Genomic DNA, 21146 nt, shown 5'->3' on the forward strand with positions numbered 1-21146 from the left:
GCATGTGTACCATGCCTTGTTTCAGGGCATGGTTGTCATCGGCGAACAAAAAATGTGCATAAAGCCTGTTATTCATCGCCTGTGCTTTCCAGAGTAATCAATTATACTGAGCAAAGGGGCGCAGTTCAGCTCGGTGCCTGTTATGGAATGAAAATTGCTAACAGGTAGTCGACAGGGCCGGAAATGGAAGAGGTAGACGATGTCTAAATTAACGCAGACTAAGGCGTGGTCACAACTAAAAGACCATTATGTCAGCATCAAGGATGTGCACATGCGTGACCTGTTTGACGCCGATCAGAGCAGGTTCGAAAGGTTCTCTTTACAGATCAATGATATTCTTTATGATTATTCTAAAAATCGCATTACAGATGAGACAGTCAGTCTGCTATTGAAGCTTGCCGAAGAACGGGACTTGCCGGACTGGATTGAGCGACTGTTTTCTGGCGACAAGATCAACAATACCGAGAATCGTGCCGCACTGCACACAGCATTAAGATCGTGTGGTAATGGCCCTATTATGATTGACGGTATTGATGTCAGTGATGAAGTCTACAACGAACGACAGAAAGTGAAAATACTGGCTGAAGAGATACGCACCAGGAAGTGGCGGGGTGTTACCGGTCAACCGATAACAGATGTTGTCAATATCGGCATCGGCGGCTCCTATCTTGGCCCGCTGATGGTTAATGAGGCCTTAAGGCCTTATGCGCTGCATGATCTTAATGTCCATTTTGTGTCAAACCTGGATGAGAACCATATTAATGACATACTCGAATTCCTGAACCCGGAAACAACCTTTTTTATCATTGCATCCAAAAGCTTCAAGACCCAGGACACGATGATGAACGCTGAAACTGCCCGGCAGTGGTATGTTAACGATATTGGCAGTGATGAGGATATCCACCGACATTTCTGCGCGGTAACATCGAATGTAGGCTTGGCCAGGGAGTTTGGCATTGCTGCCGGGAACATCTTCAAGATGTGGGACTGGGTAGGCGGACGATACTCGCTCTGGTCTGCAATTGGATTGTCTATTGTCATCGCCATCGGTTCAGAAAAATTTGATGAGCTTCTGGATGGTGCCTGTGATGTTGATAAGCACTTCAGGCATACTCCGCCAGACAAGAACATCCCGGTCATGATGGCCTTGCTCGGGGTCTGGTATAACAACTTCTTTGATGCCCAGACCATGGCAATCCTGCCCTATGATCAACACCTGCATCGCCTCCCGGCCTATTTGCAACAGGCAGATATGGAGAGTAATGGCAAGTATGTCGACCGGGATGCTGAAGAAGTTGATTACACAACCGGTCCTGTATTGTTTGGCGAGATTGGTATCGCTGCCCAGCATGCCTTTTTTCAACTGCTTCACCAGGGCACCAAGCTGGTACCAGCCGATATCCTTGCGCCAATTACGAGTTTCCATTGTATCGCACGTCATCATCGTGCCCTGATGTCGAATGTATTTGCGCAAACGGAGGCGCTTATGCGCGGCAAGACGGAACACGAGGCGCGCCAGGAACTGGAAGCTGCCGGTATGCCTGATGAAGATATTCGCAAATTGCTGCCATATAAAATATTTCCGGGTAATCGGCCCACCAGCACGATTTTATTCACTACGCTGACGCCAAGGACACTGGGATCGCTTATTGCACTCTATGAGCATAAAATCTTCGTGCAGGGGATTATCTGGAACATCAATTCATTTGATCAATGGGGTGTCGAGCTAGGCAAGCAACTGGCAACAACTATCTTAAGCGAGCTGGATGATACTGAACAGGTAGACACGCATGACTGCTCCACGAATGGCCTGATCAATTATTACAAGCAGCACCGCCCTGTAAAACAGATGCAAAAGTAGAGAAAATCATTGCGTATCCTGGCAGGTGACATAGGTGGCACAAATACACGTCTGGCCTTCATACAAGATGATACCTCAGCACATCTCCGGTATGAAAAGATATACGCCAGTGCTGATTATTCCAGTCTCATCAGTATCATTGAGGACTTCCTGTCCTTATACGAGATCCAGGAACCGCTGGATGCATGTTGCCTGGCCGTCGCCGGGCCGGTTATCTCGGGCTGTGCCGCACTCACAAACCTGCCCTGGAAGGTCTGTGAGCAGGAACTGGCTACACTCTTGCAAACCCAACGTGTCACCCTGATTAATGATCTGGTTGCCGCCGCCTATGCCATACCCGATCTAAAGGCCGATGAACTCCTCGTTCTCCAGGAGGGCAACAACAAGCCTGCTCTGGATGCCAGGCGTGATGCCGTCATCGTTGCCGCCGGCACGGGACTGGGCGCCTCACACCTTGTGTGGCAGGGCGATCATTACCAGGCATTCAGTAGCGAAGCCGGGCATGCCGGGTTTGCACCACAAACAAAAGTACAGAGGCAGCTGCTTGCCTGGATGCAGCCGCAGCACGGGCATGTAAGCGCTGAAATGCTCTTGTCCGGGACGGGTCTGCACACGATTTACCGGTTCCATGTAGAGGTCATGGGTTTGCCTGAATCTGAAGGCGTCCGCGCATTCATGCGCACTACAGACCCGGCCAGCGTCATCACCCGTCACGCCCTCGCGGCATCAGATGAACTCTGTGTGCAGACAGTGAACTGTTTTATTGAAATTTACGGCTCGGTTACAGCTGATATCACCCTGCATTATTATCCCGTCAATGCGGTCTACCTGGCAGGTGGTATCGCCCAGAAGATAAAGACAGCACTGGCATGCCCGGCATTTATACATGCTTTCACTAATAAGGGGCCGATGCATGATAACCTGCAAGGTCTGCCGGTTTACCTTGTTCTGGCTGCGCACCCCGGGCTCGAAGGGGCCATCGTCCATGCTCGCCAATTTTACCTGCAGGTCAGGTGACTGTTCAGACGCGAGATACTGACTGTGCTGCATTCAGTGCATCTGGATATTCCTTTACCCCTCCTTACTTTCAGAATACGTAAACATCGCTATATAGCTGTATTTGTCCAGCGGTTATTATAAGTAATTGCACTGCTATCCCGTTAATACCCTCTCCCTTCGGGATAACCTGCGCCTTGGCTGTCGTCGTATGACAGCTTAAGCGAATGGTTAGTAGTTTTATCAGAGGGTTAGGGTGAGGGGATTTAGATTCAATAACACATGGTTTTATTTACTCCCTGTGCCGGGTATGAACAATGCTGATGTTAATCAACTTTAGGAAGGAGAACTGTTATGGACAAAGAAGTCAGAAAGCGCACTCAAGAATCGCAGACCGGGAAGGAAATACAGTCTGTGACGCCAACGCATGCTATCAGCCCCTTTGAGGATATGGATCGAATGTTTGATACCATGTTCGAGGGGTTTATGCCGCGTGGCTGGATGCGACCCTTTCGCCGGGAATGGCCGATGTGGGGTGAGAATGCCATGCCACTCCGAGCACGTATTCCGAAAGTGGATATAATCGATCGCGATGATGAGGTCGTCGTGCGCGCCGAGGTTCCGGGGATTGATAAAGATGATCTTGATGTCACTGTATCTGATAACCGGGTGACCATTAAAGGCGAGACAAAGCGTGAGGAGAAAAAGGAAAAGGGCGACTATCTGTGTTGTGAAATCTCACGGGGTGAATTTTCTCGTACGGTAGCGCTCCCGCATTACGTGGATTCAGATGCAGTCAAGGCCAGATTCAGTGATGGCGTGCTGGAATTGACAATGCCAAAAGTCGAAAAAGCCAAAAGACATAGCATCAAGATCGAGTAAGGTAGACAGCCTCATATGCGCTACTGGTCATTAAGACCAGTAGCAGCTTTGTTATCCTTCAAATTCATTAGTTGGTTTGGGCAGGTCGGCGAGCTTGCAGAGTTCTGGTACAGGACCCTTCGGAAACAGTTTATACAGATAGTCTTCATAGGCCTTGCGCTCATGAAATTCCTTGCCGTGCTGTTTTCCCAGCGTCATAACGAGCTTATGCATACTGGGATGGGTTTTTTCCGCAGCATAGTAATCGCGGAAATACTCGATAAGCCCCCAGTGATCTTCAGTTAATGGCAGATGCTCGTCTTCCAGGTGCTTGAGTGCCAGTTCTTCAGCGACTTCTTCGCTCCAGTCTTCACGGTTGACTAAATATCCTTCCTCATCTGTTTTAATGATTTTGTCGCCTACTGTAATACTCATGTATGTTTCTCCTGTAACAGTCATCGTCGTTGCCTTATCCGATCCTGAAAAATTTATACAGCAAGCTGTGGGCATGTAAAGATAGCAATAATGCCTATGCGTTCTTAATTTTTATGAGGGAGAGAAGGGGGCTGGTCGAAATAATGTTGTCAACACCGAGGGCGTGCCTGGGCCATCAATGCAAGGCGCGTTTCGCAGGTAATGGCAGGGTCCTTGCCAGGAAACGCAACACAGCAGTGATGGGCCAGGCGCGGCCGAATGTAAATATTATTTTGACCAGCCCCCTAAGGCGAATGTGTATCAGTTACAGACAGGCTTGTGCAAATCGCTGCCCGATTAAGGCCACGTTGCTCCAGGTATCCGTGCCGGATGATGCGTCGGGACAGGACCTTCGGCCTAGAGAGAGGTTACTTCGTATCAGCGTATGCTTCCGGATCGGCAATAGCAGTGCTCTGTCTATCCAATGTGCCTACATCAAGCACGGGCGAAGCATCAATGTGTTGTGCATCCATCATTTGTGCGACGCGCTGTAGAGATGAAATGATCATGGTCTGTTCCCATTCCTGCAATTCACTAAACTGGCGGGTGAACTGTTCCTGCAAGGGGATAGGCGCATTCTTTAAGGTCTCGTAGGCTTCATCGGTCAGATAAGCATGAACTTTTCGCTTATCCTCTTTTGACCGTTCACGATAAACAAGATGCCGCTTTTCGAGGCGGTCGAGGATTGTCGTTACCGTTGCCTGGCTCAGGCTAATGTCGCTGGCCAGCTCGCCGATAGTCACTTCACCCTTGTTGCGAATCGTCTGCAACAGCAAAATTTGGGGTGCAGTCAGCCCGGTCGTTTTAGCCAGATGTTTTGAATGCAAATCGGTTGCCCTGATAACGCGACGCAGCGCCACGAGTACTTCCTCAATACGATTCAAAATAATACCCTTTTCATGCCTTGTAGCCTTGAGATTATATAACGGGTCTTGTAATAAACCTATAATTTCATTCATATTTCATGACTCTCCTGGCGGTAATCGGACAGGTCAATGAGGATAAACAGGCCATCGTTATGGCGCACCGTTCCCTTGATGAAGTTGCTCCCGGTTGCCTCCTGCCTGGTATCTACCTGCGTTGATTCGAGAGTAATAATTTCATCAACGGCATTAACACTAAGACCGATCTGCCCGGCCGTGGTATCCAGAATAATGATATTGCCGTCCTTGTCGGGGACCGTGTCTTCGATATCGAGCAGCACCTGGCCGGAGATCACGGTGATAACCTCGCCACGCACATTCAAGATACCTTCTACTTCCCGGTCTGCTCCGGGCACCGGAACAGGGGACTCGTAGTTGATTATTTCTCTAATAGAATCAACAGGATGAACATACATTTCTGTTCCCAGGCGAAAGCTGATCCATTTGTCTTCTGAAGCTGAGTTACTCATCTATGTACACGCATACATTTCTTCTGAACTGGACATTAAGGGTAGTTAGTGTACAATACTTACAACACTAAACAAAATAACATTAAGCCACGAAGAAATACGTACATATATGAGTTTATCCTTGAAATATGGGTAAATATCCCCACCTTTTTTGTTTAGTCAACTAAAGTTACTTATTTATAGCAGGTAGTATATTTATATGCCCCAAACAATTGAGCTGCGCCCCCCCGCGCCTGAAGATGGAATTTCAGTATTTCGACTGGTCGAACAATGCCCGCCACTGGACCAGAATTCTGTCTACTGCAATCTTCTGCAGTGCACGCATTTCGCCACGACCTCGGTAGCGGCCGTAATGGAAGATGAGCTGGTTGGCTTTATTTCCGGCTATCGGCTGCCGGAACGCCCGGAGACGTTGTTTATCTGGCAGGTTGCCGTCGGCGAAAAGGCACGCGGCCAGGGCCTCGCGACCAGAATGTTGCAAGACATTCTTGAGCGCGCAGACAACGCTGATGTTGCATACATCGAGACCACGATCACCGAATCAAACAAGGCTTCATGGGCGCTGTTTGAAAAACTGGCGCAAAAGCTTGATACCGGGCTCACAAGCTCTCTGCTGTTTGACCGGCAAAGGCATTTCGACGGCAAGCACGATTCCGAAATGCTGGTCAGGATCGGCCCCTTTAAGTAACCCCGGAACATACAGAATTTAGATATTTCTGCCTTAACAGGTCAGAACAGGAGAAAAGTAATGAAAATTTTTGACGAGATCGAATCGGAAGTACAGAGTTATGCGCGTTCATTTCCGCGTATTTTCAACAAGGCACAAGGCGAGTTTCTCTATGACGAGGAAGGCAATCAATACCTCGATTTCCTTGCCGGTGCCGGGACGCTGAACTACGGGCATAACAACCCGATATTCAAGGAAAAGCTGCTGGAATACATCCATGCAGACGGGATTACGCACGGTCTTGATTTGCATACAAAGGCCAAAGGTGAATTTCTTGAAGCCTTTAGTGAAAAAATACTGAAGCCCCGCAACCTGGATTACGTGATGCAGTTTACCGGTCCTACCGGGACGAATGCGGTCGAGGCTGCACTGAAGCTGGCCAGGAATATTACCGGACGAGAGAATGTCGTCTCCTTTACGAACGGTTTCCATGGCGTCAGCCTCGGCTCATTGGCCGCGACAGGTAATTCACATCACCGTGGGGCTGCTGGCGTTAGCCTCAACGGTACCAGTCGGATGCCATTCGATGGCTATCTGGGTGATGATATTGACACTACCGCTTATCTGGACAAGGTATTATCAGATTCGAGTAGCGGTATAGATTTGCCTGCCGCCGTGATCGTCGAAACCGTCCAGGGTGAAGGCGGGATTAATGCCGCGAGTATCGAGTGGATAAAGAACCTGCATCAGGTTTGTAAAAAACATGATGTCTTGCTGATTGTTGACGATATTCAGGCGGGCTGTGGCCGCACGGGTACTTACTTCAGTTTTGAAGAAGCCGGTATTTATCCTGATATCGTTACACTGTCCAAATCACTGGGTGGTTATGGTCTGCCATTTGCGGTGGTTCTGTTTCGTCCGGAGCTGGATTACTGGAAGCCCGGTGAGCATAACGGCACCTTCCGGGGAAACAACTTTGCATTTGTTACGGCCAAGGCCGCGATTGATCATTACTGGTCAGACGACAAGTTCTCGAAAGAGATCAAGCGCAAAGGCGAATATGTCTCCGGGCGTCTCGAGGCCATTATCGAAAAGTATGGAGAAGGTAATTTCTCTTCTCGCGGACGCGGTATGTTCCAGGGCATTAATTGCGTAAACGGTGATCTGGCCGGGCGAATTACGCACAAGTGCTTCCAGCAGGGATTGATTATCGAAACCAGTGGTGCTGAAGACCATGTGGTTAAATTCCTCTGCCCACTTGTGATTAGTGATGAGAACCTGAAAAGAGGTCTTGATATTGTCGAGCAGGCGATTAAGGAAGTTTGCGCCAGGGAAGACTCCATCCCGGAAGAAAAGGATTACTTCGACCAGGAGCAGGCAATAAGCTAATCGCTTGTTTTCAAGGAAAATGGATTACTCGTTATAAAAGAAGGTCAGTATCATGATAGTTAGACAGTTACAGGAAGCAGAGAAAGGCGCGCGGCGTGTTGTCTCCCCGGAGAAAAACTGGGAAAGTACCCGTCTCTTGTTAAAGGATGACAATATGGGTTTTTCCTTCCATATAACAACGATATATGAAGGTGCAGACTTCCGGATGCATTATCAAAACCATCTCGAGTCAGTTTACTGCATGTCCGGCGAAGGTGAGGTGGAAACCATAGAAGATGGCAAAAAGTATCCTGTTACACCGGGCACACTGTATATCCTTGATAAGCACGACAAACATATTTTGCGTGCCTTTAAGGAAATGAAAATGGCATGTGTGTTCAATCCGCCACTTAGCGGCAAGGAAGTGCACAATGCCGAAGGAGCTTATGAGCTCGATGCGGAAGCTGTAACGGATTGATTTTTTTGAATGGTAAAGACCCGGGATGTTTGTCAAGGGTCTGTTGGGTTTCAAGGTATGAAGGATAAGGACATTAAATCGTTGAAAGAACAAATCCGGAATCGTATTACGGTTTTGGAGACTCAGCTGCAAGAACACAATCCGGTTTCAGAAAACATACAGGAACAGGCCGGTGATCAGGCCGCAAGCCTGGATATAACGATCTCGGCTGCGGTAGAAACCACCGTCATCCAGAGCGCCCGTGCCGAAAAGAAACGTCTTGAGCATAACCTTGGCTGGCTTGACAGTGAAGACGCCGGTTATTGTGAGCATTGTGGCTGCGAAATAGCCCTGCCCAGACTCAAGGCCGTACCGGAAACCCGCCTGTGCGTGACTTGTGCTGAAGCAAAACAAGAGGAATTCTGAATGAGCTCTCATAGTGTAGAAAAAATTGGTGGCACATCAATGAGTGACTACGCTGCTGTGCGCGACAACATTATATTCAAGCCAGCGCATGATGACGGTCTCTACCAAAGGGTATTCGTTGTTTCCGCTTATGGCGGTATTACCGATCAATTGTTAGAGCACAAAAAAACAGGTCGGCCTGGCGCCTTCGCCTTGTTTGCGAATAGCGTTAATGATGACAGCTGGAAGAAAATGCTGTTGTCGACAAGGCAGTCTATGCAAAGCATAAATGAAGCGCTCTTTATAAAAGGCGATTTGCTTGAAAAGGCAAACGTCTTTATTGGCGAGCGGCTGGATGATGCGGAAAGATGCCTGACCGATCTCCAGCACCTTTGTCAGCATGGACATTTCTCCCTGGAGTCCCATCTGGAGACTGTCAGGGAAATGCTGGCCAGTATTGGTGAAGCACACAGTGCGTGGAATACCGCGGAATTACTCAAGCGTGACGGCGTTAATGCCTGCTTCATTGACTTGACAGGCTGGCGCTCTGCCCAGCATATCACCCTCGATGAACGCATCCAGTCTGCTTTCAAGGATATTGACCTGAGCAGCGAGCTGCCGATTGTTACTGGTTATGCACATAGTGAAGAGGGCCTGATGTCGCGTTTTGACCGCGGTTACAGCGAGATGACATTCAGTCGAATTGCGGTATTAAGTGAGGCCAGGGAAGCGGTCATCCACAAGGAATTCCATTTAAGTAGTGCGGATCCCAGGATAGTCGGTGAAGACAATGCAGTGCCTATCGGGCGCACCAACTATGATGTCGCAGATCAGCTCGCTAATCTTGGTATGGAAGCGATACATCCGAAGGCCGCCAAGGGCCTGCGCCGCAATAACATACATTTGCGGGTGAAGAACACGTTTGAGCCAGAGCATAGCGGCACATTGATTACCCGTGATTATGTCAGTAACACTCCCTGCGTAGAGATCATTGCCGGCAGTAAGGGCGAATATGCCCTGGAGCTGTTTGACCAGGACATGGCCGGTAATATCGACCAGTATGACCGGGAGATTCTCGCGGTGATAAGACGCTTCAAGGCGAATATTATTGCCAAGGATATCAATGCCAATACGATCACGCATTACTTGTCCACCAGTCTCAAAACCGTTAAGCGGATCCGGCGTGCGCTTGAGGAAACTTTTCCCGAGGCCGAGCTCAATCAGCAAAAAGTGGCGATTGTTTCAGCGATTGGCAGTGACATGCAAGTGCCAGGCATTCTCGCCAAGGCGGTGGGTGCGCTGGCCGGTAGCAAGATAAGCGTTCTGGCCATGCATCAGTCGATGCGCCAGGTAGATATGCAATTCATTATCAATGAAGATGATTATGAGGAGTCTATTAGAAGCCTGCATAGCTGTCTGGTAGAGGTTCATGACCATGGGAAGGCAATATGCGCCGCCTCATAGCCAGTTAATTACCTGGCCGGGATGATCGTCGAGAATCATGCTGCTCGAGTTTCTTCCAGAAACGATTGGCGTAGTCGCGGCCGCTATCTGCAGGTGCCAACCTGCTCATGCCCTGCGAAATGAAAAAACCGTTGGCTCCTGACTGCGCCCTGACCAGCAAGCCGCTACAGCCGTGGCGGCGGGCGGCGACTGCAAACTCACTGAATAGCTGTCGGCCGATGCCCCACCTCTTGAAGGCCGGGTCTACATAGAGACCATGCAAAAGTAATGCAGTCTGCCCGGCCGGGGTATCGCTGCTATTCGCCTGCTCCCAGGCGGCCACGCCCAGAATCCCTTGTTGCTGGCTCTCTGCAACGACTACCTCAAGGTGTTCAAGGTCCATATCGGTATACAGGTAACTGGATAGCGACAGTCGCTTGACCCGCTCGGGCAGTTCCCATGTGAACACTGCCGCCTCGATAATGCGATTGATCGCTTCAAGGTCAGCATGGCCGGCGGGGCGGATGTGAATATTCAGTGACGTCATTGCAGTAATCTTAACAAAATCACCCAGTCTCTGATGGTGCAAAACCATAGACAAACTGTGCCTATCGCGCATAGAGAAAAATCATGTCGCCTTAACGAAGTCTTGACATATATAAAGGTAGGCTACTGCCGAAATATCATGCCGTTTGGCGTGGTGATGTTGAAAAATGTGTGTTCTTTACAGGTTACTTATGATTAAAAATGTCATGCACGGTCGTTTTATGAAGTTGTTTCCTTTTTTGCTTTGGTGGCCGCGGGTGAATCCCGGCACGTTACGCAGTGATTTCCTGGCCGGACTGAGCGGCGCTATTGTGGTGCTGCCACAAGGTGTGGCCTTCGCCACGATTGCAGGTATGCCGCCGGAATATGGCCTGTATGCAGGCATGGTGCCGGCCGTGATTGCGGCGCTGTTCGGCTCCTCATGGCACCTGGTCTCCGGCCCGACAACGGCGGCATCCATCGTGTTGTTTTCGGCACTGAGTATGTATGCCGAACCGGGCACGGCCGGTTACGTCACCCTGGCGCTGACCCTGACCTTCATGGTGGGTATCATCGAGGTCATCCTGGGGGCAGTTCGCCTGGGGGCGTTGGTTAATTTTATCTCCCATTCGGTTATTGTAGGCTTCACCGCCGGTGCCGCAATACTGATCGCCAGCAAGCAAATCAATAACTTTTTTGGCGTCCCGATTCCACGTGGTGGTCACGTGCATGACATTCTGATCGAGTTTGTGCAACAAATTCCAAACATCAATCCTTATGTGACAACCGTAGCGTTGCTCACATTACTATCTGGCATCGCGATCAAACGCTGGTATCCGAGACTGCCATATCTGATTATTGCGATGCTGGTGGGCAGCCTGACGGCGATGCTGCTCAATACGATATGGGGTGCGGAGACGACGGCCATTGCCACGGTCGGCACGTTACCGAGCACCTTGCCGCCATTATCGTCGCCGGACTTTTCGCTGGAGACCATCAGGAACCTGGCGCCCACGGCCCTGGCCGTGACCCTGTTTGCCCTGACCGAGGCCGTATCCATAGGCCGTTCTCTGGGGGCTCGTAGTGGGCAGCGTATCAATGGTAACCAGGAGTTCATCGGTCAGGGCTTATCTAACATCGCAGGCAGTTTTTTTTCCGGCTATGTCGCGACCGGTTCATTCAACCGCAGCGGCCTGAATTACCAGGCCGGGGCGAAGACACCGCTGGCAGCCGTATTTGCCGGCCTTCTGCTGATGATGGTAGTTCTGCTGGTCGCCCCCCTGGCAGCCTGGCTTCCGGATGCGGCCATGGCCGGGATCCTGTTTCTGGTCGCATGGGGGCTTATTGATTTCAAGGAGATTTGCCACATCCTCAAGGGTAGCCGTCGCGAGACGTCGATCATGGCAATTACCTTATTCGGGGCACTGTTTCTGGAACTGGAGTTCGCTATCTTTGCCGGCGTTATTCTTTCCCTGATCCTGTATCTTGAGCGGGTCTCCAAACCGCGCATCGTGACCCGCGTCCCTGACCCACGACTACCAAAACACGCCTTTTCCAGCGCCTCGGATATACCTCAGTGTCCGCAATTGCGCTTCCTGCGTATCGATGGCTCATTATTTTTCGGTTCGGTCAATCATGTTGAAGATGCCTTCGCCCGTTTCGCTGCCAATTACCCTGAGCAGAAGCACCTGGCGGTTGTTGCCGAGGGGATTAACTTCGCCGACCTGGTTGGTGGCGAGGCGCTGGTCAAGGAAGCAAAGCGACGTAAGGCCCTTGGCGGTGACCTCTACCTGGTCGGTGTCAAACAGGGCTTGTGGGATTCACTGGAACAATGCGAGTGTATAGACAATATCGGGGATAGAAATGTCTTCCACTCCAAGAAGGTAGCGATTACAGCGATCTTTCAGAAACTGGATAAATCCATCTGCAGTACCTGCTCGGCACGGATTTTCCGGGAGTGCGCAACTATCAGGAAAGTGGAGAACTAATGGTAGACTGCGAGCATGTATATTCTGGTTATTGAGGATAATCCTGATCTGGTGGCCAATCTCTATGATTGTCTCGAGCCGCGTGGCTATGTGGTGGATGCCGCTTACGATGCCCGTAGCGGATTGCGTTTCGCGCATGACAACGATTACGACGCCATCGTCCTGGATTTGATGTTACCTGATATGGACGGCGGTGAAGTGTGCAGCCGTTTACGCGATGCCGGGCTTGATACTCCCGTATTAATGCTCACTGCCCGTGACACGCTGGATGACAAGCTGGAGGGATTCGCAAGGGGCACCGATGACTACCTGGTGAAGCCCTTCGCCATGCAGGAACTCGATGTTCGTCTGCAGGCCCTGGTGAAACGGGCGCGAGGTGAACATTCCCACGAATCGCTACGGGTCGGAGACCTGGTCTATGACCCCCGCACCTTGCGGGTCGAAAGGGGCGGCACAGTAATATCATTGCCGCCGATCCCGCTGAAAATTCTGGCGCTGTTGATGCGCCAGTCTCCGCGCGTCGTCCCACGGCGTGAAATTGAACGGCGTATCTGGGGTAACATCCGTCCCGAGAGCGATGTCTTGCGTGCACACATCTCTGTCTTGCGTGCAGCCATCGACAGACCTTTTAACAATGCCCTGTTGCGCACGGTGCACGGTATTGGTTATCAAATAGTGGCAGTCGATGAGATTCAGGACTAGCCTTTATTATCGCATTACCCTGGCATTTTCCCTGTTAGGCATGGTGGTGAGCCTGGGACTGGCTGCAGTCCTGTATGTGCTGACGATTGATCTGGAAGAGCATCTCATCGCTGAAACACTGTCGACGGAACTCGAAGATTACATTATGCGCTATGAAATCGATTCGAGTACGCTTCCACCAGCCAGTACCACGATCAAAACCCATGTGATTCTGCCTGAGACAACAAACATACCTCCCGAACTACGGGAACTACAACCCGGCCTCCAGCAAGTGCAATTGGCGGACAAGGATTATTATGCCGAAGTTCGAGTAAGCGATGAACGGCGTTTCATCATTTTGTACGACGCCAGACAGATTCAGAAGCGCGAAAGCCAGTTTAAATTTTTCCTTGGTATCGGCGTACTGATAATGACCCTGTTATCGGCATTACTCGGTCTCTGGCTGGCAGGACGGGTCATCGCCCCGGTAGGGGCATTGGCCACGCGTGTCGCCGGGTTGCGTCCTGAGGATCATCATGCGCCTTTGGCTGGAGATTTCCCCAGTGACGAGGTAGGCACTCTGGCATGTGAGTTCGATGCCTATCTAGAGCGACTGGCTGCTTTTATTGAACGTGAACAGGCCTTCACGGCCGATGTCAGTCATGAGTTACGTACTCCCCTGGCGGTGATCGAGGGTGCTACCGAAACATTGCTGGATGACCCTGAGCTGGATGAAGCCCGGCGTGTACGGCTCGAACGGATTGCTCGCGCTGCACGCGAGATGGCTGAACTGGTCACGGCACTGTTGCTGTTAGCCCGTGAAGGCAATGACGAGGTTTCGGGTCCGGGTTGTTCGGTGGCAGAAGTCCTGCAACAGGTAGTGGAAAGTCACCAGTACTTGCTGCGCCATAAAGACGTTGTTCTCGAGCTTGATATCCAGGCACAAACCATTTTGCCGGTTGAATGTGTCTTGCTGCGAGTGGTTCTTGCCAATCTTGTTCGAAATGCCATTGCCTTCACTGATCAGGGGCGGGTGCAGATCTGTCTGGAAGCAAAAGGGGTCTCGATAAAGGACACCGGCATCGGTATATCCAGGGAACATATCCAGAGAGTTTTCGATCGTTATTATACAGGTGCGACCGGCAACGAAGGTATTGGGCTGTCGCTGGTGAAGCGCATCTGCCAGCGCTTTGGCTGGCGTATCGACATAGATAGCCGTGAGGGCTATGGCACACAGATTCTGTTATCGTTTCCGACCCTCAGGTGAATGCTGACGGTGGGTTTGGAACGCTGTGCCTGCATCGGCCACTACACTGCGTATAATAGAAAAAAAGACCTTTAACGTCTTCAGAGTCGCGGCGCTGGTAATTTCCCGTAGATTCCCTGTCTAAAATATATGCTAATTATAAGCAGGCATGCTGTCCTGATGCCATGTGGCTCAAGCCCTGGCTGTAAATACCAGGCAGCGTTAAAAATCCGTCCCGATGTCAAATCAGCCCGGCCAAAGTTGCTATATACATGCTTCGATACGTAAGCGCATTAATGAGTCTTCCTGCATTCCTGTTGTTGTTATTCGTGCCACTGACAGTAAATGCAGCTGAACCGGCCGCACCGACTGAGAATCCCGAATTTTCGCAATGGATTAAAGCCTTCAAGACCTCACCAAAGGGCCCCTTCAAGCGGATTCGCTGGTATTGCAAGGATGGTTCAATACTGCCCCCGGTGGCGGGTGCCTGTGCCGGGCACGGTGGCGGCATCCAGCATGGTGAATGGAATGAACAGACACGCGTGCTGCGCGATGCCGGTTTTTATGTCGGTAACGTGTTGGCGGCACTGGATATCAATGAACTGGTCGCTTCGGCCAGCGGCCACGTACAGTTACGCCAGGTCTTGCTGGAACGCTATCTCATGGCTGCTGACGATGGCTGGATCTTCCGTGGTGCACGGTATTATCGCGGCGCGCTGCAAGTGGAAGATGAAGTTGCCGCCGCGCGGCGCTTGCTAACGGCGCTCGCCCGGGCTGGCCAGACTCGTCAGCGTGACTTTTTGCTATTGCGCGTGGCCGCCAAACTGCTCGTGCACAATGAAGCCGATACGGATATCGCCAGGGTCCGGCATTTGTCCACGCGTCTGGGCGAGCAGGACCCCGGCTTTGAAAAACTGCGCAATAAACTGCACGCGCAACCCGATGCCGCTGATGCCGAACGCATACGTCAGTACCTGCAAAACGCCCCTCGCAGATTTCGACCGGACTATGAGCGACTGGCCGCTGCTATTGATAACGCATATCGGCATGAACTGCTCGAAGCCCGGCTGGCCGCTGTTGCACAGTCGTTATCCGATCGACCTGTCGCTGGTGCGTTGCGCCGCGCGAACGCTGTCTTCAATCAGGCCACCCCATCAGTACGTTTGCAGACAGCGGCCCGGCTATTACGCTTGCTACGGGAAGAGACAGGTCACCTGAGCACGTCAGGGCAGTGGCTGGATCTGCTGGATGCAAGCCTTGCCCTCGAGCAGCAGGTGTTTACGGCAGGCTCCGAGTTGCGCACCCAGCTTGGGGCAATGTCGCGCCGGCAACGCCTGGACAGCCTCGGGCACCTTGCCATGGCCATGTACGGTACGGGTGAACTGAGTCAGCGCCAATGGCAGGAGATGCGCTCGGCACTGGAAGGCATGGCGGCCGATGAGGTAGGCCTGGCCGAACTGCGCCAGAATTTGCGTTACCTGGCCCGTGCGCCCCAATGGGTGGAAGGCGGCTACCAGTTTCATTTTTCTCTGGCGGTTCAGCGGCTGGCGGTTATCGAAACGAAGGTAAAACACTTTATCCCCGATCAGTTACGCAGCGGTCCGGTACTGCATTATTCCGCCATTCTTGATGGTCTCCTGATCGATGCCGACAGGCTTGCCGGCCTGGCGCACCGGATCTTCAATACCACCACCGGTAGCGGCGTACGCATGCTGAATCCCGGTCTTGCCCGCGGTCTTCTGCGAATTGCAGATACCACCGGAGCGCAGCTGCCGCTGCTAGAAGATGGCATTTATGTATTACCCGAGACCACGGCGGAATTGCCGCCGGTGGCCGGCATCCTGACCCTGGGTGAGGGCAATGCCCTGTCACATGTGCAAATCCTGGCGCGTAACCTGGGGATACCGAATGTCCTTATTCAACAGCACTTATTGCCGGTGCTGCAGGCGCAGGCCAACCGTAATATCGTCATGGCGGTGAGTCCAGGGGGGCGCGTGGTCCTCGCCGAGGATGGCCCGCAGTGGCAAGCGATTCTGGGTGAGTCAAGGCCGGCGGCAGACGACAAATTAGTGCCTGAACTGAGCAGGCTGGATTTGTCATTCACGGCGTTGCTGAGCCTTGACCAGCTGCGTGCCCGGGATGCCGGCCGGCTCGCCGGGCCGAAGGCGGCCAACCTCGGCGAACTGCGGCAGCATTTCCCCGAGAATGTGCCCGCCGGCATTGTGCTTCCCTTTGGTGTGTTCCATGCTTTCTTGCAGCAGCCTGTATCAGAGGGTCAGCAAAGTGCGTTCAACTGGATACAGAACCGCTATCGACAACTGCGTAGTCTCTCGGGTGTCGAGCTTGAACGTGAACGTGATATTTTCCTGCAGCAGGTGCAGGCATGGATCATGGCGCAGGAGCCTGGCGGGGAGTTTCGTCGTCAACTGCGCGCGGCTTTGCGGCAGCAACTGGGTAGCGATACGGATTTCACGCTGTTTGTCCGCAGTGATACCAATATGGAAGACTTGCCGGGTTTTAGCGGGGCGGGCCTGAATCGCACTGTACCCAATGTAAAAGGTTTTGAAGAACTGCTAACCGCGATAAAGCAGGTATGGGCATCCGCCTTTACGAAACGCGCCTTTGCCTGGCGGCAACAGCGAATGTTACAACCAGAACATATCTATGTCTCCGTGTTGTTAATGCCGAGTGTGGCGGTGGAGAAATCCGGCGTCATGGTAACAACAGATGCCAGCAATAATGAGCCGGGCTGGGTAACGATCGCGGTCAGCGAAGGCGTGGGCGGTGCAGTGCAGGGCGAGGCGGCCGAGGAGTTGCGGCTGCACCTCGCCAGTGGTGACGTGCAGCTACTGGCAGAGGCGACGGCACCACTGCGCCGGGTCCTCAGTGACAGCGGTGGCGTGAGCTATGTGCCGGTGTCCGCTAACCCACAGGTGTTATCAAAGGATAACCTTCAGCGCCTGCGCGAGCTGGCTGAAACCCTGCCAGCGCGTTACCCCATGCCGGATGCAGCGGGTGAGCCCGCCGCGCTGGATATTGAGTTTGGGTTTCATGATGATCAATTGGTCCTGTTCCAGGCGCGGCCTTACCTTGCGAATCGTCGTGCCAGACAAAACCGCTATTTGCACGCCCTGGACAGCGGGTTGCGAGCAACGGCCGGCCAGCAGGTCAGACTTGATGGGATTCCACGGGAGTGAGAAACATGAAGAGGTTTTCGCAAATTGCCTTGTGCCTGTCAGTGTTCGTTAGCCACAATATGGCGCAGGCCTATCCGCTTGATGCAGCAGCAGAGACCGGTATTCAGCGTCTGGAAGGTTACCGCCAGGCACAGCTGAACAAGGTCTACGGCCGGTTGCTGCCGCAAGGGGCGCAACTGGCGAGCGCGCAGATCAAGTTACGCCTGCTCGCCCGACCGGCACTGCAACTACCGCCAGCTGACGAGGACTTTAGCCGCGAGCTGGTGACCATGTTGCAGGATGTGTCGAACCAACAAGCGGATGCCTTTGGCATAGCCGTGCTGGATTTGTCCAACCCGGAGCGGTCCGTCTATGCCGAGCATCATGGCGAGGCCTATTTCAATCCGGGCAGTGTCGGTAAGGTCGCCGTGGTCATGGGCGTTTTTCAGGCGTTGGCCAATGCCTGGCCGGATGATATTGAGGCACGTCGCAAGGTCTTACGGGAATCAATCATAACCGCCGATGACTTTATCGGAAATGACCACCATAAAGTACCAATCTGGGATGGCCAGCGCCTCACCTCGCGCAAGATCCAGGTGGGCGATACGAACAATCTCTGGAGCTATCTCGACTGGATGTTGTCCGCCAGTTCCAATGCGGCGGCCTCCATGGTGGTCAAGCACATGATGCTACTTTCACATTTCGGGCGCGAATATCCGCTGCCAGCAGCCGCGGAACGGCGTTTTTTTGCAGACACACCACGTGCGGAACTCAGTCGCTTGCTAGCCGGGGCTTTTCAGGCTGGCCTTGAGGGCAGCGGCCTTGATAGTCGCCGTTTTCGACAGGGAAAATTCTTCTCGGGTACCGGCAAGCGCCGCGTCTCCGGCCAGACAAGTCACGCCACCCCGCGCGAGTTGTTGCGTTTCCTGCTGCACCTGGAGCAGGGCAAGGTGGTTGACAGATTTTCCAGCCTGGAAATCAAGCGCCTGCTATACATAACACAGCGGCGCATACGCTATGCCTCGTCGCCGGCGCTGAACGATGCCGCAGTCTATTTCAAATCCGGCTCGTATTATCGTTGTCGGCATGAACCCGGTTTTAGTTGTGGTAAATACCGGGGTAATGTCACCAACCTGCTTAACTCGGTGGCGATTATTGAAGCCCCGGCCGGTGCAGGGGAAGGGGAAGGCTTGTTTTATATGGTTGTGCTGACGTCGAATGTGCTCAAACACAACGCGGCATTATTGCATCAGGGGATTGGCACGCGCCTGCATCGCCTTATCGAAAAACGTAATTCGGCGCGGCAATGATTTGATGACGAGGTCATCCATGGCCACGATAATCTTTTCCAGCCACTTGCTGCCCTGTTGGTCATGGGCGAGGGCGACAGCAATATAGCGATGCCCGTCATGCTCGACGATGGCGCTGTCTGCATGCCATTGCCGCCAGCTGCCGGATTTGCGGTACAGTAGTGCACCGGGGCGCACACTGCTCAGGCCCTTGACGAATTTGTGCCGGATGGCAGGTTGGCCAAGAATGGCCTTCATTTCCTTGCTATATGCCGGCGACACAAGTTGCCCGGTTTCCAGCATGTAGTAGAAACGTGCTACCTGGAAGACATTGGCACCATGCGAGAGGTTGCGCAGGGGGTCGCGCTTGAAGGCCGGTGACTTGCCGTACTCCTTGCCTACCCACAGGCCACCGTCATGCTTGCTATCGTACAATGCATAGCGGGGCGACTGCAGCAAGTTGACGAGAAACTCTTTACCCACGCGGTTCAGCATTTCGGTGGCGGCCGTGTTGGAAGAGAAACGGATCATTTTCACCAGGGTCTGGCGAGTTTCGGCATCCAGTTGCATGTCACCGGACTCGATACGGGCAAAGGCCCCGAGCAGGATGGCGATCTTCGGCAGACTGGCGGCATACATCATCTCGCGACCATTGATGCTCGCGAAGCGAGGCTGGCGTGCGTCGGTGATATCAACCAGGGCTACCGCCAGCTTGCCTTGCCGGGCGGGGGTGTCGAGTCCCATCTTCGCGAGGGCCTTTTCCAGGCCTTGTTGCAAGCGCGTATTGTGGCTGTCGGTAAGTTTGGGTATAGATGGAGTTGCGGCGTTGATGGCGGTGGTGATAAACGCCGCCAGAAGGGCAGCGAAAAAGCGTTTTTTTATCTGCATGATGGAGCGAATTATAATTTATCTTCGATTATTCACAAGGGACTGGCTCACAAATTTGCCCACGTTTTTTTCATGAGTATCCTCTCCCCGAAGCCCTCAGCAGGCGAGCGACTGGTTCACCCGAGTCTGCGCAGCACGGTCCTGTTCGCCAATTTCTTCTTGATTATCACGGCTCTGTACCATTTGAAGCCGGCCAGTCGCTCGCTGGTGCTGGAATCGCTGGGGACCCAGTCGCTGCCCTATATATGGATAGCCTCGGCAGTGACGCTGTTTTTGCTGATCAGCCTGTACCACCGTATTCTCAGTCGCTACAGCCGTTTGCAGGTGGTGCTGGGGACCTGCGTGGTGTTTATTCTGTGCCTGCTGCTGCTGCGCCTGCTCTTGCTGACTTCGTACAATATCGTGCCGGCGGTGTTCTATATTTTTGTCGATATTTTCGGCGTGGTGCTGGTGGAGCAGTTCTGGAGTCTGACCAACAGTATCTACAGTACCGAAGAGGGCAAACGCTGGTATGGCATTGTCGGCACGGGTGGCCTGGCCGGCGGGGTGGTCGGCGGGGGCGTGGCGGCACTGGTGATTAGCTATACGCCCTTACAGACACCGGACCTGCTGCTGGTGGCCGCGTTTATTGTGGGGCTTATCTACGGGCTGACATGCATGATGGCCCACTTTCGCATGTACGTAGAGGTAAACCCCTCTCTACCGGGTGATGGCAGCAAAGGTGGCCTGCGCACGCTTCTCCACAACCGTTATTTGTTATTGATTGCGGCGGCCCTGTTGCTGGCGCAGTTGGTCTCGCCGCTGGTGGAATACCAGTTTCTGCGGATTATCGAAATCCGCTTCCCGGAACGCGAAGCCCGCACCGCGATTTTGTCCCTGCTGTTCAGTTTGCTTAATGCCGTATCCATTGCGGTGAACATATTCATTACGCCGTTGGTGTTACGTTACCTGGGTGTGTTGGCCGGCCTGCTCGTACAGCCCGTGGTGCTGGCAACATCCAGTTATGGTTTTTCCCTGCACCCGAGCCTGTGGCCGGCCGCGACCATGAAGATCAGTGATCGCGGATTATCCTATTCGATCAATCGCGCCTCCAGGGAATTGCTGTATATCCCTGTTGAACGCGTGCTCATGTACCGCGCCAAGGCATGGATTGATATGTTCGGTTATCGGCTGTTCAAGATACTCGGTGCGATGCTGATTCTGCTACTCACCCAATGGACGACGATTGTCACCGGCTATGTGGATCTAAGCTGGTTTATTATCAGCGGCTGTTTTGTGTGGGTGTTGATCCTGCTGGTATTGCACCGTGAATACAGCAGCCTTGCCATGCCGGTTCTGTTGCCAAACTCCCGGGACTAGGCTTCTCAACATTTTCTTTCGCCACAGCTGCGTCGGCTTACCTCGCGCCCGTATTTACCCGTATTAAAG

19 protein-coding genes are annotated in these 21146 nt (G+C 52.6%); 14 read left to right on the forward strand and 5 right to left on the reverse strand.

All coding sequences use genetic code 11. The features are described 5' to 3' along the window. Positions 1–199 precede the first annotated feature (199 nt). The 3 genes from pgi to RQ738_RS01470 all read left to right on the forward strand — a co-directional run bounded on the left by pgi (position 200) and on the right by RQ738_RS01470 (position 3739). A complete protein-coding gene (gene pgi / locus RQ738_RS01460) occupies positions 200–1861 on the forward strand; it encodes a glucose-6-phosphate isomerase (RefSeq protein WP_314161603.1) in 1662 nt (553 codons plus the stop codon). Positions 1862–1870: 9 nt separating this feature from the next. Beyond that, a complete protein-coding gene (glk, locus tag RQ738_RS01465; RefSeq protein ID WP_314161604.1) occupies positions 1871–2878 on the forward strand; it encodes a glucokinase in 1008 nt (335 codons plus the stop codon). A gap of 333 nt (positions 2879–3211) precedes the next feature. Further along, positions 3212–3739: an Hsp20/alpha crystallin family protein gene (locus RQ738_RS01470; protein WP_314161605.1), complete on the forward strand. Its 528-nt coding sequence runs from the start codon at positions 3212–3214 to the stop codon at positions 3737–3739. A gap of 51 nt (positions 3740–3790) precedes the next feature. Here RQ738_RS01470 and RQ738_RS01475 read toward each other — a convergent pair whose 3' ends face one another. From RQ738_RS01475 to RQ738_RS01485, 3 genes are all read right to left on the reverse strand, one after another. Further along, a complete protein-coding gene (locus RQ738_RS01475) occupies positions 3791–4153 on the reverse strand; it encodes a TusE/DsrC/DsvC family sulfur relay protein (RefSeq protein WP_314161606.1) in 363 nt (120 codons plus the stop codon). A gap of 407 nt (positions 4154–4560) precedes the next feature. Then, positions 4561–5151 carry a MarR family transcriptional regulator gene (locus RQ738_RS01480; RefSeq protein ID WP_314161607.1) on the reverse strand — a complete coding sequence of 197 codons (591 nt, stop codon included), beginning with the start codon at positions 5149–5151 and terminating at the stop codon, positions 4561–4563. After that, positions 5148–5585 carry a chemotaxis protein CheW gene (locus RQ738_RS01485; protein ID WP_314161608.1) on the reverse strand — a complete coding sequence of 146 codons (438 nt, stop codon included), beginning with the start codon at positions 5583–5585 and terminating at the stop codon, positions 5148–5150. Before RQ738_RS01485 ends, RQ738_RS01480 begins: the two co-directional genes overlap by 4 nt. Positions 5586–5784: 199 nt before the next feature. On the opposite strand from RQ738_RS01485, the gene ectA reads away from it, so the two are divergent. The 5 genes from ectA to RQ738_RS01510 all read left to right on the forward strand — a co-directional run bounded on the left by ectA (position 5785) and on the right by RQ738_RS01510 (position 9946). Further along, positions 5785–6273: a diaminobutyrate acetyltransferase gene (ectA, locus tag RQ738_RS01490; RefSeq protein WP_314161609.1), complete on the forward strand. Its 489-nt coding sequence runs from the start codon at positions 5785–5787 to the stop codon at positions 6271–6273. Positions 6274–6333: 60 nt separating this feature from the next. Beyond that, positions 6334–7641: a diaminobutyrate--2-oxoglutarate transaminase gene (ectB, locus tag RQ738_RS01495; protein WP_314161610.1), complete on the forward strand. Its 1308-nt coding sequence runs from the start codon at positions 6334–6336 to the stop codon at positions 7639–7641. 52 nt (positions 7642–7693) lie between these two features. After that, positions 7694–8098, forward strand: a complete 405-nt coding sequence (locus tag RQ738_RS01500) for an ectoine synthase (RefSeq protein ID WP_314161611.1) — start codon at positions 7694–7696, stop codon at positions 8096–8098. An 81-nt stretch (positions 8099–8179) separates the two neighbouring features. Next, positions 8180–8503, forward strand: a complete 324-nt coding sequence (locus RQ738_RS01505; RefSeq protein ID WP_314161612.1) for a TraR/DksA family transcriptional regulator — start codon at positions 8180–8182, stop codon at positions 8501–8503. Continuing rightward, positions 8504–9946, forward strand: coding sequence for an aspartate kinase (locus tag RQ738_RS01510; RefSeq protein ID WP_314161613.1), 1443 nt, complete (start codon positions 8504–8506; stop codon positions 9944–9946). 4 nt (positions 9947–9950) lie between these two features. Here RQ738_RS01510 and RQ738_RS01515 read toward each other — a convergent pair whose 3' ends face one another. Beyond that, on the reverse strand, positions 9951–10472 hold the full coding sequence (locus RQ738_RS01515; protein WP_314161614.1) for a GNAT family N-acetyltransferase: 522 nt from the start codon (positions 10470–10472) through the stop codon (positions 9951–9953). A gap of 190 nt (positions 10473–10662) precedes the next feature. Between RQ738_RS01515 and RQ738_RS01520 the strand changes: the two genes are divergently transcribed. From RQ738_RS01520 to RQ738_RS01540, 5 genes are all read left to right on the forward strand, one after another. Next, positions 10663–12438 carry a SulP family inorganic anion transporter gene (locus tag RQ738_RS01520; RefSeq protein ID WP_314161615.1) on the forward strand — a complete coding sequence of 592 codons (1776 nt, stop codon included), beginning with the start codon at positions 10663–10665 and terminating at the stop codon, positions 12436–12438. 15 nt (positions 12439–12453) lie between these two features. Beyond that, positions 12454–13140, forward strand: a complete 687-nt coding sequence (locus RQ738_RS01525; RefSeq protein ID WP_314161616.1) for a response regulator transcription factor — start codon at positions 12454–12456, stop codon at positions 13138–13140. Further along, the gene (locus tag RQ738_RS01530; RefSeq protein WP_314161617.1) at positions 13124–14386 is read left to right on the forward strand and encodes a HAMP domain-containing sensor histidine kinase; all 1263 of its coding nucleotides are present in this window, start codon (positions 13124–13126) and stop codon (positions 14384–14386) included. The genes RQ738_RS01525 and RQ738_RS01530 overlap by 17 nt, the downstream gene beginning before the upstream one ends. Positions 14387–14661: 275 nt before the next feature. Continuing rightward, complete coding sequence (locus tag RQ738_RS01535) at positions 14662–17562, forward strand: PEP/pyruvate-binding domain-containing protein (RefSeq protein WP_314161618.1); 2901 nt, start codon at positions 14662–14664, stop codon at positions 17560–17562. 5 nt (positions 17563–17567) lie between these two features. Next, positions 17568–18851: a serine hydrolase gene (locus RQ738_RS01540; protein ID WP_314161619.1), complete on the forward strand. Its 1284-nt coding sequence runs from the start codon at positions 17568–17570 to the stop codon at positions 18849–18851. Here RQ738_RS01540 and RQ738_RS01545 read toward each other — a convergent pair. After that, positions 18783–19718, reverse strand: coding sequence for a serine hydrolase (locus RQ738_RS01545; RefSeq protein WP_314161620.1), 936 nt, complete (start codon positions 19716–19718; stop codon positions 18783–18785). The two genes, RQ738_RS01540 and RQ738_RS01545, sit on opposite strands and share 69 nt — an antisense overlap. A 72-nt stretch (positions 19719–19790) precedes the next feature. Here RQ738_RS01545 and RQ738_RS01550 point away from each other — a divergent pair, with 72 nt between their 5' ends. Then, positions 19791–21077 carry an Npt1/Npt2 family nucleotide transporter gene (locus tag RQ738_RS01550; protein WP_314161621.1) on the forward strand — a complete coding sequence of 429 codons (1287 nt, stop codon included), beginning with the start codon at positions 19791–19793 and terminating at the stop codon, positions 21075–21077. Positions 21078–21146 lie beyond the last annotated feature (69 nt).

Source organism: Sulfuriflexus sp., from assembly GCF_032250955.1.
Classification (GTDB): Bacteria; Pseudomonadota; Gammaproteobacteria; order AKS1; family AKS1; genus Sulfuriflexus.